Source organism: Pseudomonas sp. NFR16 (genome assembly GCF_900108875.1).
Lineage (GTDB): Bacteria > Pseudomonadota > Gammaproteobacteria > Pseudomonadales > Pseudomonadaceae > Aquipseudomonas.
In genome coordinates this window covers 914,973-928,943 of sequence record NZ_FNYJ01000001.1, presented here as the reverse complement: position 1 = coordinate 928,943, position 13,971 = coordinate 914,973, and the positions used below count along the sequence as shown (strand labels likewise).

15 protein-coding genes are annotated in these 13,971 nt (G+C 63.8%); 11 read left to right on the top strand and 4 right to left on the bottom strand.

Annotated features, from left to right (window positions below; translation table 11 throughout):
• Positions 1 to 4: 4 nt before the first annotated feature.
• The 10 genes from phnG to BMZ10_RS04130 all read left to right on the top strand — a co-directional run bounded on the left by phnG (position 5) and on the right by BMZ10_RS04130 (position 8,221).
• The gene (phnG, locus tag BMZ10_RS04175) at positions 5 to 472 is read left to right on the top strand and encodes a phosphonate C-P lyase system protein PhnG (RefSeq protein WP_093458767.1); all 468 of its coding nucleotides are present in this window, start codon (positions 5 to 7) and stop codon (positions 470 to 472) included.
• Complete coding sequence (gene phnH, locus BMZ10_RS04170; protein ID WP_093458766.1) at positions 472 to 1,104, top strand: phosphonate C-P lyase system protein PhnH; 633 nt, start codon at positions 472 to 474, stop codon at positions 1,102 to 1,104. Before phnG ends, phnH begins: the two co-directional genes overlap by 1 nt.
• The gene (locus tag BMZ10_RS04165) at positions 1,104 to 2,174 is read left to right on the top strand and encodes a carbon-phosphorus lyase complex subunit (protein WP_093458765.1); all 1,071 of its coding nucleotides are present in this window, start codon (positions 1,104 to 1,106) and stop codon (positions 2,172 to 2,174) included. Before phnH ends, BMZ10_RS04165 begins: the two co-directional genes overlap by 1 nt.
• Complete coding sequence (locus tag BMZ10_RS04160) at positions 2,174 to 3,061, top strand: alpha-D-ribose 1-methylphosphonate 5-phosphate C-P-lyase PhnJ (RefSeq protein ID WP_093458764.1); 888 nt, start codon at positions 2,174 to 2,176, stop codon at positions 3,059 to 3,061. The genes BMZ10_RS04165 and BMZ10_RS04160 overlap by 1 nt, the downstream gene beginning before the upstream one ends.
• Complete coding sequence (gene phnK / locus BMZ10_RS04155) at positions 3,058 to 3,873, top strand: phosphonate C-P lyase system protein PhnK (protein ID WP_093458763.1); 816 nt, start codon at positions 3,058 to 3,060, stop codon at positions 3,871 to 3,873. The genes BMZ10_RS04160 and phnK overlap by 4 nt, the downstream gene beginning before the upstream one ends.
• Before the next feature lie 34 nt (positions 3,874 to 3,907).
• On the top strand, positions 3,908 to 4,639 hold the full coding sequence (gene phnL / locus BMZ10_RS04150) for a phosphonate C-P lyase system protein PhnL (protein ID WP_093458762.1): 732 nt from the start codon (positions 3,908 to 3,910) through the stop codon (positions 4,637 to 4,639).
• Positions 4,633 to 5,814 carry an alpha-D-ribose 1-methylphosphonate 5-triphosphate diphosphatase gene (locus tag BMZ10_RS04145; protein WP_093458761.1) on the top strand — a complete coding sequence of 394 codons (1,182 nt, stop codon included), beginning with the start codon at positions 4,633 to 4,635 and terminating at the stop codon, positions 5,812 to 5,814. The genes phnL and BMZ10_RS04145 overlap by 7 nt, the downstream gene beginning before the upstream one ends.
• A complete protein-coding gene (phnN, locus tag BMZ10_RS04140) occupies positions 5,814 to 6,380 on the top strand; it encodes a phosphonate metabolism protein/1,5-bisphosphokinase (PRPP-forming) PhnN (protein WP_093458760.1) in 567 nt (188 codons plus the stop codon). Before BMZ10_RS04145 ends, phnN begins: the two co-directional genes overlap by 1 nt.
• Positions 6,371 to 7,120, top strand: a complete 750-nt coding sequence (phnP, locus tag BMZ10_RS04135; RefSeq protein WP_093458759.1) for a phosphonate metabolism protein PhnP — start codon at positions 6,371 to 6,373, stop codon at positions 7,118 to 7,120. The genes phnN and phnP overlap by 10 nt, the downstream gene beginning before the upstream one ends.
• A 279-nt stretch (positions 7,121 to 7,399) precedes the next feature.
• A complete protein-coding gene (locus BMZ10_RS04130; RefSeq protein WP_093458758.1) occupies positions 7,400 to 8,221 on the top strand; it encodes an alpha/beta fold hydrolase in 822 nt (273 codons plus the stop codon).
• Positions 8,222 to 8,469: 248 nt separating this feature from the next.
• Here the strand turns inward: BMZ10_RS04130 and BMZ10_RS04125 are convergent, their stop codons facing one another.
• From BMZ10_RS04125 to BMZ10_RS04110, 4 genes are all read right to left on the bottom strand, one after another.
• Positions 8,470 to 9,948: an efflux transporter outer membrane subunit gene (locus BMZ10_RS04125; RefSeq protein WP_093458757.1), complete on the bottom strand. Its 1,479-nt coding sequence runs from the start codon at positions 9,946 to 9,948 to the stop codon at positions 8,470 to 8,472.
• A gap of 64 nt (positions 9,949 to 10,012) precedes the next feature.
• Positions 10,013 to 11,626 (bottom strand): DHA2 family efflux MFS transporter permease subunit, encoded by a 1,614-nt coding sequence (locus BMZ10_RS04120; RefSeq protein ID WP_093458756.1) that lies wholly within the window; start codon positions 11,624 to 11,626, stop codon positions 10,013 to 10,015.
• Positions 11,623 to 12,774, bottom strand: coding sequence for an HlyD family secretion protein (locus tag BMZ10_RS04115; protein WP_093458755.1), 1,152 nt, complete (start codon positions 12,772 to 12,774; stop codon positions 11,623 to 11,625). The genes BMZ10_RS04120 and BMZ10_RS04115 overlap by 4 nt, the downstream gene beginning before the upstream one ends.
• 6 nt (positions 12,775 to 12,780) lie before the next feature.
• Entirely contained in the window at positions 12,781 to 13,320 is a 540-nt protein-coding gene (locus tag BMZ10_RS04110) for a winged helix-turn-helix transcriptional regulator (RefSeq protein ID WP_093458754.1), read from the bottom strand.
• A gap of 257 nt (positions 13,321 to 13,577) precedes the next feature.
• Between BMZ10_RS04110 and BMZ10_RS04105 the strand changes: the two genes are divergently transcribed.
• Positions 13,578 to 13,907, top strand: a complete 330-nt coding sequence (locus BMZ10_RS04105; RefSeq protein ID WP_093458753.1) for a thioredoxin family protein — start codon at positions 13,578 to 13,580, stop codon at positions 13,905 to 13,907.
• Positions 13,908 to 13,971 lie beyond the last annotated feature (64 nt).

The window sequence follows — 13,971 nt, the reverse complement described above, 5'->3', positions numbered from 1 at the left end:
TTCGATGACTGCAACATCCGCTTTCGACACCGCGCCGGAACATGCGGCCCGTCAACACTGGATCGGCGTGCTGTCGCGCAGCCGCCGCGCCGAGTTGCTGCCTCACGAGGCGGCCCTGCGCGATGCCGAGTATCAACTGATCCGCGCGCCGGAAATTGGCATGGCCCTGGTGCGTGGGCGCATGGGCGGCAATGGCGCGCCGTTCAATGTCGGCGAAATGAGCGTCACCCGCTGTGTGGTGCGGCTGGCCGACGGGCGCACCGGTTACAGCTACCTGGCCGGTCGCGACAAGGCGCTGGCCGAACTCGCGGCGCTGGCCGACGCGCATCTGCAAGGCGCGCAACAGGCTCACTGGATGCGTGAGCTGATCGAACCGCTGGCGCTGGCCCACGCCGAACGCCGTTCACAACAACAAGCCGAAACCGCCGCGACCAAGGTGGACTTCTTCACGCTGGTCAGAGGAGAAAACTGATGAGCACCTCTCTCGTTACTGCGTCGTTGTTACAGCCTGCTTTCGCTGATCCGGTGCTGGATTCGCAGCGCAGTTTTCGCGCGGCGCTCAAGGCACTGGCCGGTCCCGGCATCGCCCAGAGCCTGTCGAGCGCACAGACTCCGCCGCACCTGGAGGGTCTCGCAGCGGCAAGCCACGCGTTGTGCCTGGCGTTGCTGGATGTCGACACGCCGCTGTGGCTGGCGCCCGCCTTCGACACCCAGGCGATCCGCGCCAACCTGACATTTCATTGCGGTTGCCCGATTGTCAGCGACCGACAGAATGCACGCTTCGCGCTGCTCGATGACAGCCAGCTGCACGACCTCAGCGGGTTCGACCTGGGCAACGACCGTTACCCGGACCAGTCGTGCACGCTGCTGATTCAGCTGCCGAGCCTGCAGGGCGGCCGTCAGGTGACGCTGCGCGGGCCGGGTATCGAGCACCAGAACCACGTCAGTCTGCCGCTGCAGGAGGCGTTCTGGGAGGAGCGTGACTCACGTAACGACTTCCCCCGCGGCATCGATGTGTTTTTTCTCGCGGGCAGCGAGCTGATGGGCCTGCCACGCAGCACTCAGGTCGCCTTCAAACCCGCCATTGCCAAGGGAGGTGCCTGATGTACGTTGCCGTCAAGGGTGGCGAGCAGGCCATCGATAACGCCCACAAGCTGCTGGCCAAAAAACGCCGGGGTGACACGTCGGTCGCCGAGCTTGCCGTCGCGCAGATCCAGCAACAGCTGCCGCTGGCCGTGGCCAGGGTCATGACCGAAGGTTCGCTGTACGACGAAGAACTGGCCGCGCTGGCCATCAAGCAGGCAGCCGGCGATCTGGTGGAAGCGATCTTCCTGCTGCGCGCCTATCGCACCACCTTGCCGCGTTTTTGCGCGAGCGTGCCGATCGACACCTCGAACATGCTGCTCAATCGTCGTCTGTCGGCCACGTTCAAGGACGTGCCCGGCGGCCAGTTGCTCGGCCCGACCTTCGACTACACCCACCGCCTGCTGGATTTCAGCCTGCTCGCCGAAGGCGACTATGCAGGGCCGCAGACCCGCGCCGATGCCCGCGTCGAGGCGTGCCCGCGGGTACTGGGGCTGCTGGCCAGGGAAGGGCTGATCAAGGAGGAGGTCGATACCGGCACGCCGGTCGCCGACATCACCCGCGAGCCGCTGGAATACCCGGCCAGCCGCGCCGAGCGTCTGCAGGCGCTGGCGCGCGGGGACGAGGGCTTCCTGTTGGCGCTGGGTTATTCCACGCAACGCGGCTATGGCCGCAATCATCCCTTCGCGGGGGAAATCCGCGTGGGTGAAGTGGACGTCTGGATCGAGCCGGAAGAGTTGGGTTTCGCGATCTCCATCGGCTCGATCGAAGTCACCGAATGCGAAATGGTCAACCAATTCGTCGGCTCCGCCAGCGAACTGCCGCAGTTCACCCGCGGCTACGGTCTGGCCTTCGGGCATGCCGAACGCAAGGCCATGGGCATGGCGCTGGTGGATCGCTCCCTGCGTGCCAGCGAGTACGCCGAAGAAATCGTCTCCCCGGCGCAACAGGAGGAATTCGTCCTGGCGCACTGCGACAACGTTGAAGCCAGCGGCTTCGTCTCGCACCTCAAGCTGCCGCACTACGTCGACTTTCAGGCCGAACTGGAGCTGATCCGCAAACTGCGCACGCCTGCCAAGGAGCAAGCCTGATGAACGCTGCTACGCAACCTCGTCCCTCACCCCGGGAATCTCGCGATGAGGCTTACAACTTCGCCTATCTGGATGAACAGACCAAACGCATGATCCGTCGCGGCCTGCTCAAGGCGGTGGCGATTCCCGGCTATCAAGTCCCATTTGGGGGCCGTGAAATGCCGCTGCCGTACGGCTGGGGCACCGGTGGCATGCAACTCACCGCGGCCATTCTGGGCGCAGAAGACGTGCTCAAAGTCATCGACCAGGGCGCCGACGACACCACCAACGCGGTGTCGATTCGCCGCTTCTTCGCGCGCACCGCCGGTGTCGCGACCACCGAGCGTACGCCTGAAGCGACGATCATCCAGACCCGCCACCGGATTCCGGAAACGCCGCTGCACAGCGACCAGATCATGGTGTATCAGGTGCCGATTCCCGAGCCGCTGAGGTTCATCGAACCCTCGGAAACCGAGACCCGCACCATGCACGCGCTGAACGACTACGGTGTGATGCACGTGAAACTCTACGAAGACATCGCCACCTTCGGCCACATCGCCACGGCTTACGCCTATCCGGTGACGGTGGATGAGCGCTACGTGATGGACCCGTCGCCGATCCCCAAATTCGATAACCCGAAACTCGACATGAGCCCGGCGCTGATGCTGTTCGGCGCCGGTCGCGAGAAACGCCTGTACGCCGTCCCGCCCTTCACCCGCGTCACCAGCCTGGATTTCGAGGATCACCCGTTCGAGGTGCAGAAATGGGCGCACAACTGCGCGATCTGCGGCAGTCATGACTCGTTCCTCGATGAGCTGATTCTGGATGATCAGGGCACTCAGAGCTTCGTCTGCTCGGACACCGATTACTGCGCCCAGCGCGTCAACGAAGGGAGGACAGGGCAATGAATGCCGCTCAGAAGGTTCATCAGGCCGTGGCCGCCGACCCGGCGCTGCCGCTGCTCAAGGTCAACGGCCTGAGCAAGTTGTATGGCCCGGATAAGGGCTGTCAGGACGTGAGTTTCGAGCTCTACCCGGGCGAGGTGCTGGGCATCGTCGGCGAGTCCGGCTCCGGCAAATCGACACTGCTTTCGTTGCTCAGCGGGCGTTGTCCGCCGGACAGCGGGGTGATCGATTACCGCACGACGCAGGGGACGTGGCTGGACCTTTACAGCGCCAGCGAAGCCGAGCGCAGGACGTTGCTGCGCACCGAATGGGGGTTCGTCGAACAGAACCCCCGTGACGGCCTGCGCATGGCGGTGTCGGCCGGCGCCAACATCGGCGAGCGGCTGATGGCTCAGGGCATCCGCAATTATCAGCAACTGCGCGCCGCAGGGCTCGACTGGCTCAATCAGGTGGAAATCGATCCGGCGCGTATAGACGACCTGCCACGGACCTTTTCCGGCGGCATGCAGCAGCGCCTGCAGATCGCCCGCAACCTGGTTTCCGGGCCGCGCCTGGTGTTCATGGATGAGCCGACCGGCGGGCTGGATGTCTCGGTACAGGCGCGCCTGCTTGACCTGATGCGCGGGCTGGTCCGCGAACTGGATCTGGCGGTGGTGATCGTCACCCACGACCTGGCGGTGGCGCGATTGCTGGCTGACCGGCTGATGGTCATGCGCCGTTCGCGCGTGGTGGAAACCGGGCTGACCGATCAGATCCTCGACGATCCGCAACACCCGTATTCGCAGTTGCTGGTGTCTTCGGTGCTGCAACCTTGATGACCGCCCTGATCCGGCTTATGGAGTGGCTTTGATGAACACGCTGATCGAGGTCCGTGACCTCTCGAAGACCTTCACCCTGCATCAGCAGAACGGGGTGGTGCTCAATGTGCTGCGCGGCCTGAGTTTCTCGGTGCGTGGCGGTGAATGCCTGGTGTTGCACGGGCATTCCGGGGCAGGCAAGAGCACGCTGCTGCGTACGCTCTACGGCAACTATCTGCCAGCGGGCGGGAGCATTCGCGTGCAACACCAGGGCCAGTGGCTGGAGCTGGTCGGCGCCGTGCCGCGCGATGTGCTGGCCGTGCGTCAGCAGACACTGGGCTATGTCAGCCAGTTTTTGCGGGTGATTCCTCGGGTGGCGACGCTGGACGTGGTGATGGAGCCGGCGCTTGCCCGAGGCTGGCGGGGTGAGGATGCCCAGGCCCGTGCCCAACATCTGTTGAGCCGCCTGAACATTCCCCAGCGCTTGTGGCAGCTGGCGCCGGGTACGTTTTCCGGCGGCGAGCAGCAACGCGTCAACATCGCGCGCGGCTTCATGGTGCCCTGGCCGGTGATGCTGCTGGACGAACCCACCGCATCGCTGGATGACGGCAACCGTCAGGTGGTGCTCGAACTGATCAATGAGGCCAAGCGCGCCGGCACTGCGGTGATCGGCATCTTCCACGACCGTCTGGCCCGCGAAGCGGTATCGGACCGCCATCTGGACATGACCCCGCAAGCACTGTCCGACAAGAGCCTGACGGCCAAGGAGTTGCAGCAATGCTGAACGAACAGATTCTGACCAATGCGCGCATCGTCACCGCCGATCAGGTGTTCACGGGCACCGTGGTCTTGCGCGACGGCCTGATCGACGACGTCGACCGTGGCGTCAGTCACCTGCCACAGGCGCAGAACCTGGACGGCGACTACCTGCTGCCGGGACTGGTGGAACTGCACACCGACAATCTGGAAAAACACTTGAGCCCGCGTCCCGGCGTGGACTGGCCGTCGGCCTCGGCGGTCATGAGCCACGATGCGCAGATCATCGCCGCGGGCATCACGACGGTGTTCGACGCGCTGTCGATCGGGGATGTGAATCCCAAGGGCAAGCGCATGCAGCAATTGCCCGGGATGGTCGAGGCAATCGCCAGCGCCAACGCCGCTGACATGACCCGCGCCGAGCACCGCCTGCACCTGCGCTGCGAAGTCTGTCACCCGGACACGCTCAGCGTGTTCCGCGATCTGGTTGAACAGCCGCTGGTGCAACTGGTGTCGACCATGGACCACTCGCCGGGTCAGCGTCAGTTTGCCCTTGAATCCAAGTACCGCGAGTACTACATGGGCAAATATCACCTGAGCAGCGAGCAGATGGACGCGTTCATCGTCGAACAGGTCGCCAACTCGAAGATTTACAGCGACCGTTACCGCAAGGCGATCGTCGATATCTGCCTGGCCCGCGGTCTGTCGGTCGCCAGCCATGATGATGCCACGGTGGAGCACGTCGAGGAGTCCGCAGGTTACGGCATGACCATCGCCGAATTCCCGACGACACTGGAAGCGGCGCAAGCCTGCCGCCGACTGGAGATGAGCGTACTGATGGGCGCGCCGAACATCGTTCGTGGCGGTTCTCACTCGGGCAACATCGCAGCGGCTACCCTTGCTAAAGAAGGGCTACTGGATATTCTGTCCAGCGATTACTATCCGGCCAGCCTGCTGCAGGCGGCGTTCGCCCTGGGCGATCAGCTGGAACAGGCGGCGCAGCAGGATGGCGCCGGCACGCTGTCAGGCGCCGGTCTGGCGCGTGCGGTGACCACGGTCAGCCTGGCGCCTGCGCGTTCAGCGGGGCTGCATGACCGGGGTGAAATCCGCAGCGGCTTGCGCGGCGACCTGATCCACGCCCGTGCAGTGGGCACGTTACCGGTCATTCAGCAAGTCTGGCGGCAAGCGAAGAGGGTGTTTTGATGGCAGGCAGGTTGATCTATCTCATCGGACCGTCCGGTTCGGGCAAGGACAGCCTGCTCGATGCCGCGCGCGAAGCCATGGCCGCCCGCGGCTGCAGGATCGTGCGCCGCGTCATCACCCGGTCCGCGGAAGCCAGGGGCGAGGCCGCCCAGGCAGTCAGCGTCGAGCAATTCAGCGACATGCAGGCTCAGGGTGCATTCGCCCTGAGCTGGTTTGCCAACGGCCTGCATTACGGCATCGGCAAAGAGATCGATGAATGGCTGAGCGACGGGCATGACGTGCTCGTCAACGGTTCGCGCGGGCATCTGGCCCAGGCCCGCGAGCGTTATCCCGACATGCTGGTGGTCTTGCTCAGCGTCGATCAGGTGGTGCTGCGTCATCGCTTGCTGGAACGCGGCCGTGAATCGCCGCAGGAGATCGAAGCGCGGCTGGCTCGTAATGCGCAGTTTGCCGATGACCTGATCGAGCACGATCCTTCATTGATGCTGCTGGACAATTCCGGCGCGCTCGAACAGACCGTCGCGCGGTTGCTGCAGCGCATCGACCGGGAGCACGCATGCGCCTGACCTTGCTGGGAACAGGGGATGCGCGGCAAGTGCCGGTTTACGGCTGCCAGTGCCGGGCGTGCGAGGCGGCCCATACCGACCCGCGGTTGCGCCGACGGCCCTGTTGCGCGCTGATCGAGTTGGAGGGGCAACGCTGGTTGATCGACAGCGGCCTCACGGACCTGACCGAACGCTTCGCACCGCGCACACTGAGCGGCATTTTCCAGACCCATTACCACGCTGACCATGCGCAGGGCCTGCTGCACCTGCGCTGGGGGCAGGGGCTGGTGATTCCGGTGCATGGTCCGGCGGATCCGGAAGGGCTGGCGGACCTGTACAAACACCCGGGAATACTGGATTTCAGTCAGCCGTTCATGCCGTTCGAAAGCCGCGCATTCGCTGAGCTGCAAGTGACGGCGTTGCCGCTGGTGCATTCCAGGCCGACGCTGGGTTACCTGCTTGAAGGCGGCGGGCGTCGTGTCGCCTACCTGACCGACACTGTCGGCTTGCCGGAGGAGACGACGGCGTTTCTGCAGCGCCAGTCGCTCGATCTGCTGATCCTCGACTGCTCGATGCCGCCCCAGGCGCAAGCCCCCCGTAACCATAACGATCTGACGCTGGCTCTGCAGATCATCGACAACCTGCAGCCAAGGCGCGGCGTGCTGACCCACATCGGCCATACACTGGATGCCTGGCTGATCGAGCATGCTGCGGCACTGCCGGGCAACGTGCTCATCGGGCGGGACGGGATGCAACTCTAGCGGCGGCGCGATTACGTCGGCGGCGCATTTTGGCCGCGCTCACGCGGATGTTTCCGGTGGAAGTGTTGAACGCCCCGTTGATTGCCGGCGCAACATCCGCGCCTTCCCGGCTAAAGCCGGTCCTACGAAAGGCCTGCAGCGTCTGTAGGACCGGCGTCAGCCGGGAAGAGGCCAGTGCAAGCTGTGGATCGGTTGTAAACAAGCACATTTCTTCAATGCATCGTCACAATCCCGGTCTACGCTGTACGTTCCCTGCATATTTCCCGGAGATTGCGCTTCATGTCTATTCTGACGCTGAAAGACGGCACCGAGTTTTTCTACAAGGACTGGGGCACTGGCCAGCCTATCGTGTTCTCCCACGGCTGGCCGCTGGACGGCGATGCATGGGATGCACAGATGCTGTTCCTTGGCCAGAAAGGTTATCGCGTCATTGCCCATGACCGCCGTGGTCACGGCCGCTCCGGCCAGACCTGGGATGGCAACGACATGGACACCTACGCCGATGACCTGGCGCAGTTGTTCGAAGCGCTGGACCTCAAAGACGCGATCATGATCGGGCACTCCACCGGTGGCGGCGAAGTGGCCCGTTACATCGGTCGTCACGGTTCCTCGCGTGTGGCCAAGGCCGTGTTGATCGGCGCCGTTCCGCCGATCATGCTGAAAACCGCCGCCAACCCTGAGGGCCTGCCCATGGAGGTGTTTGACGGGATTCGTGCAGGCTTCACCGCCGACCGCTCACAGTTTTTCAAAGACCTGGCCGTGCCGTTCTTCGGTTTCAACCGCGACGGTGCCAAGGTTTCTCAGGGCGCCATCGACTCGTTCTGGGCGCTCGGCATGCTGGGCAGCGTCAAGGGCGAGTTCGATTGCATCAAGGCATTCTCGGAAACCGACTTTACCGAAGACCTGAAAAAGATCGATGTGCCCACGCTGATTCTGCACGGCGACGACGACCAGATCGTGCCGATCGTTGCGTCTGGCTACAAGAGCCACGAATTGGTGAAGGACTCGACCCTCCACGTGGTCAAAGGCGGTTCCCACGGCATGTGCAACGTGCAGCCTGAAGAAATCAACGAAATCCTGCTGGGCTTCATCAAGGGCTGAGCGGATACCGATCACTGCCGCGAAGGCGCCGTGGGAGGGCCTTGCGGGAGTGACTGTGTTGAGGTTTACCGTCACCGTTGCGGCAGCTCTGCAGGCCTCTTCGCGGGCAAGCGAGCTCCTGCGGGCGTTGGGTGTGGCCCGAGCGTTCTGGAATAACCGGAGACCTCTGTGGGAGTGAGCTTACTCACGAAGGCGCAGGTTCTGCCGCCATCGCTGTCGTGGCTGTCCACCGCGGTCCGTTCCGCGACTCATTGTTTAGTCACGTCCCTTTTCGCTTGCGGCCAACCGCCGCCAAGCGCGCGGAACGTCGACACGGCCGCGCGCGCGTCGTTGGCGCGTAATTGCGCCAGTTGATCGCGAGAGGTCAGCAACTGGCGGTCCTCATCCAGCACTTCGACCAGGCTGATCGCGCCACCGGTGTAGGCGTCCTGCGCGGCATCGCGTGCGGTCTGGTGCGCGGCGACTTCCTGATCCACTTCGGCTTGTTGGCGTTCCAGCTCCACCAGCGTGACGATGGCGTTTTCCACGTCTTCGGTGGCTTTGAGCATTGACTGGCGGTATTCGGCGAGGGCTTGAGCATTAGCGCCTTTGGCTTGCGCGACTTGCGCATCGACGCGGCCAAAGTCGAACAAGCGCCAGTGCAGGCCGAGGATCGCCTGCGGCTGAAAGGCCGAGGAGGTGAGCAATTCACCGCTGTGGGCCGTGTCGAAGCCCAGCAGGCCGGACAACGAGACTTTCGGGTAATACTCGGAGATCGCCGCACCGATGCGCGCGTTCGACGCCGCCAGTCTGCGCTCGGCCGCGATCACGTCGGGCCTGCGCCGCAGCAGATCCGCCGGTCCCTGGCTGTCGCTGATGGTCGGCACGCTGTAAGGTCGGGCGCCGTTGCTGAGTGTGTGTGACCAGGTGCCAGGCTGCGCGCCCATCAGGACGTCAAGCCGGTTGAGCTGAGTGGCGAGCTCGGTGCGCAGGGGCGGGAGCGTCGCGCGCGCCTGTAACACCAGCGCCTGAGCCTGCGCTTGCTCGCGATGGGTCGCAAGGCCGCTGCCCATGCGGTCGTTGATCAGGTTCAGCAGGTTGTCCTGGGTGTTGATCTGATCCTGTGCAACCGCCAGGCGCTGTTGAGCGCCTCGAATGCGGAAGTAGGCGTCCGCCGCTTCGGCGGCGACCGAAATGCGCACGCCTGCATGACTGGCCTCGGCCGCCTGGGCCTCGTCGAACGCTGACTCTTCATCACGCTTCAGACCGCCGGCCAGATCCGCTTCCCAGCTGGCGCCGACGCCGAGGGTTTCCAGCGTCTGGTTGCGTTCGTAACCGGGAAATGCGCTGCCCACCTCACCTTGAGCGCTCTCGGTGGACTGTCGCTGACGCACCACCCGCGCATCCAGGGCGCCTTGGGGCAGGCGTATGGCGCCGGCCTGTCGCGCGACCGCGCGCGCCTGTTCAACCCGCGCAAATGAGGCGGCCAGATCGAGGTTCTGATCCAGCGCACGCTGAACGATCCGGTTCAGTTCGGGATCATTGAACCCGGTCCACCAGCTGTCCAGTGCGGGGGCCGGCGTCTCGCCAACCCGTTGCTGCAGCAGTGACTGATTCTGGTACGTGGCGGTCAGGGTGTCTGGCGGGCGCTGGTAGTCCGGGCCCACTGTGCAGCCGACCAGGGCAGTGAACAGCGCGCCGAAGGCGAAGACGCCACTGCGGGTGAAGCGAGAGGCCTGAGCGGTCATGGGGCTGTCCTCGAGACAGAGTGCGCAAGTGAGTGAGTAGTCATGGTGAGGGCGGTCTCTTCGGTCAGTGCGCGTCGGCTGACGGAGCTTTCGGTGGCACGACCTTGTGCATCAACGGCACCATGGCAACCGCGACGATGAAGCAGACCATGATCGCCAGGAATGCGTCCGAATAGGTCTGCGTCTGCGCTTCACGGTACGTCAGCAACCAGAGCTGGTGCAGCGCGGATTGGCTGGCATCAGCGGCGTTCTGCCCCAGATTGGCGAAGTTGCCGGTGACGGTGCTCAACCAGTTGTTCATCGCCTCATTGCGGGTATTGAGGTGCTCGGCCAGATGAGTGAAGTGCAGGTTGGTGCGGTCGTTGAGGATCGTGGCGCAGGCCGCAATGCCGATGGCGCCGCCCAGGTTGCGCATCAGATTGAACAACCCCGAGGCCTGCTTCAGGCGTGAGGGGTGCAGGCTGCCCAGGGTCAGCGTGACCGTTGGCGGCACCGCCATCTGCTGGGCAAAGCCGCGAATGGCTTGCGGCAGCAACAATTCATGGCCGCCCCAGTCGTGGGTGATCGGCGAGAAGTCCCACATCGACAACGCGAACAGTGACAGCCCGAACATCATGATCCAGCGCAGATCGACGCGGTTGGCCAGAAACCCGTACACCGGAATGGCAGCAAGCTGAAACACGCCGGTGGAAAACACCGCCTCACCGATTTCCAGCGCGCTGTACCCGCGAACCCGGCCGAGAAACAGTGGCGTCAGATAAATCGTCGCGAACAGACCGATCCCGGTGACGAACGAGAAGAAACAGCCCAGCGCAAAGTTGCGGTCGCTCAAGGCGCGCAGGTCCACCACCGGGTTCTTCACCAGCAGGGTGCGGCTGATGAACGCCAGTGCGGCGACGCCGGACACCCACGCCGTGGTGAGGATGGTCTGGTCGCTGAACCAGTTCCAGCGCGGCCCTTCTTCGAGGGTGTATTCCAGGCAACCGAGGAACAGCGCGAGAAACACCATGCTGATGTAATCGGCGCCCCGCAGCAGCTTGAGGTCCATCGAGTCGATGTTGACCAGGATCGGCACCGCGACCGCCACGAAGATACCCGGCACCAGATTGATGTAGAACAGCCAGTGCCACGACGACACGTCGGTGATCCAGCCGCCGATCACCGGCCCGAGCGTGGGGGCCAGGGAAGCGATGGCGCCGATGGTCGAGGCGGCGATCACCCGCTGTTTGCCGGTGAAGAACATGAAGGCCGAAGTGAACACCATGGGGATCATCGAGCCCCCGAGAAACCCCTGCAGCGCGCGGAAGGCAATCATGCTCTGGATGTTCCAGGCCAGCCCGCACAACAGGCTGGCGAGGGTGAAGCCCACAGCGGACGCGCAGAACAACCAACGCGTGGAAAACACCCGGGCAAGCCAGCCGGAAAGAGGGATCACGACGATTTCAGCGATCAGGTAACTGGTCTGCACCCACGCCGTTTCATCGGAGCCCGCTGAGAGGCCGCCACCGATGTCACGCAGCGAGGCCGACACGATCTGGATGTCCAGCAGGGCGATGAACATGCCCAGACACATGCTCGCGAACGCCAGGACTTTCGCCATCGTCGGCATCGAGGCCGCGTCGACCGGGCCGTTGCTTCGCGCTGTCGGAGCGGCGGGGGTGGCGAGAGTTGCACTCATGGCGCGGGTTTCCCGTCGACCGCGCTGGCGACGTTTCCGGTTTGCGCGCCATCACTTTGCGCCGCGGCCTTGGTATCGACACGGGCGATCACCGAAAGCCCCGGACGCAATTTGCCGAGGTTGCCGTCGTCGCCGTCCAGGTACACCCGCACCGGCACCCGCTGGACGATCTTAGTAAAGTTGCCGGTGGCGTTTTCCGGCGGCAGGACGCTGAACTGCGAGCCGGTTGCGGGCGCCAGACTGTTCAGGTGACCGTGGAAAACCTGGCCCGGCAAGACGTCGGCTTCGATGGTGACGGCCTGGCCGACTTGCATGTGCGTCAGTTGGTCTTCCTTGAAGTTGGCGTCGACCCACAGCCCTGTCGCGGGCACCACGGACAGCAGCTGTGAGCCGGCGCCCGCGTAGGCGCCCACGCGCGCCCGGCGATTGCCAATCACGCCGTCGACCGGCGCGCGAAGCTCGGTGTAGGCCACATTGAGACGCGCCAGATCACGTTCGGCGCGAGCCTGGGCCAGGGCCGCGCGGGCTTGTTGTTTCTGCGTGGCGATGACGTCGAGCTGGCGTTGCGAGGCGAGCAGGGAAGCCTGCGCGCGGGCGCCGTTGGCCTGGGCGGTCTTATAGGTGGCGTCGGCACGCTGGAAGCTTTCGATCGACACGGCCGAGCGCCCCGACAGCACCTCATAACGCTTCTGGTCATCGCGGGAGCGCACCGTTTCGGCGTTCGCGGCGTCGATGCCGGCTTTGGCCTGGCTTACCACTGCATGCTGCAACTGCTCGGTGGCGTCCAGGTTGGCGAGCAACGCTTCCTGCGCAGCCACCGCGCCTTCGGCCTTGGCCAGCGCGGCCAGGTAATCGCGATCATCGATCTTCACCAGCAGATCGCCGGCGTGGACGAACTGGTTGTCCACCACCTTCAATGCGGTGATGTAGCCCGGGACTTTGGGCCCGATCACCGTGACATCGCCACCGACGTAGGCATCGTCGGTCGACTCGAGGAAACGCCCGAATGTCCACCAGTGCAAGCCGAAAATCACGGCAGCGACGACAATGACGGCCACCAGCAGCAACAGCATCAAGCGTTTGCCCCGGGCGGGTTTCGACGGCGCAGCAGCGGCGGCGGGCTCGGTGACGGTCTGGGGGTTGTTCATCGCGGATTACCTGTTGATCAGCAGAGGTTGGGAAGGGGGAAGGTGCTTGCGATAGGCATCGCGACGGGCGCGTCCTGTCTCCAGGCGCCATGCGGAAATACTGTCTTCGCCTTTGTAGCGCAGGCTGTGATCGCGCATGCTGATGCGCTTGCCGGTGTTGGCGTCGGCCAGCACCAGATCGACGGGCTCGCCGGTGGTTTCGTCGATCAGCTCGATGTTCGAGCCATTGGCCGAGAAATGCTGGCTGCCCCATTTCATGAGCGTCAGGACCACAGGGCGAAAATCGCGTCCACGTTCGGTCAGCAGATAGTCATACCGGATCGGTTTGTCGCTGTAGGCGCTGCGCTCGACCAGCCCCGACGCCATCAGCCCCTGGAGGCGACGGGTCAGGGTATTGCTGGCGATGCCCAGACTTTTCTGGAATTCATCGAACCGGCTCAGGCCGTAAGACATGTCACGCAGGATCAGAATGTTCCACCAGTCACCCACGTGTTCCAGGCTGTGAGCGATCGGGCAGGGCATGTCGGCGAAACTTTTCTTCTTCATGACCAGACCTCCGAAACCGGTGACGGCTTCTAAATGATGGGTGTAATCTAACGATGTGGCTTTCATTGTGCAAGTCACTCTCTAAATGAAAGTGATCGGTGGTTTGATGTCGAGGAAACCGCTGCTGCCCTGGCGGGTCTTTGTTTCATCACCGCGTGCGTGGTTAGACTTGCCGCCAGGCGATCACCCAGCACGCATTCCCGAAACGCCCATCCTTGAACAGCCACGAGGCGACGCACGCCTCATCGGGAGTTGAAATGTCCGGCCAGCCCTACGTTCCAGAAACCCTCACTCGCGCCGACGTGAATGCACTGGCTGGCGCCAGCGTTATTGAATTCGGCACCAACTGGTGCGGGCACTGTAATGCCGCACAACCGCTGATTGGTGAGGTGAGTGCGGACTATCCGCAGGTGCGCCGGCTGAAAATCGAAGACGGCAGCGGTCGCCCTCTCGGCCGCTCGTTCCGCGTCAAACTCTGGCCAACGCTGGTGTTCATGCGCGATGGCCAGGAGATCACACGGCTGGTTCGGCCGACACGAGCCAGCGACATCGAGGAAGCCTTTGAAGCCCTGACGCAACAAGGCTGAGGCACGAGAAGGCGGAAGGCCTGCGAAGGCCCTGCTTTTGCATGACTGGCGGGAATCCTGCCTG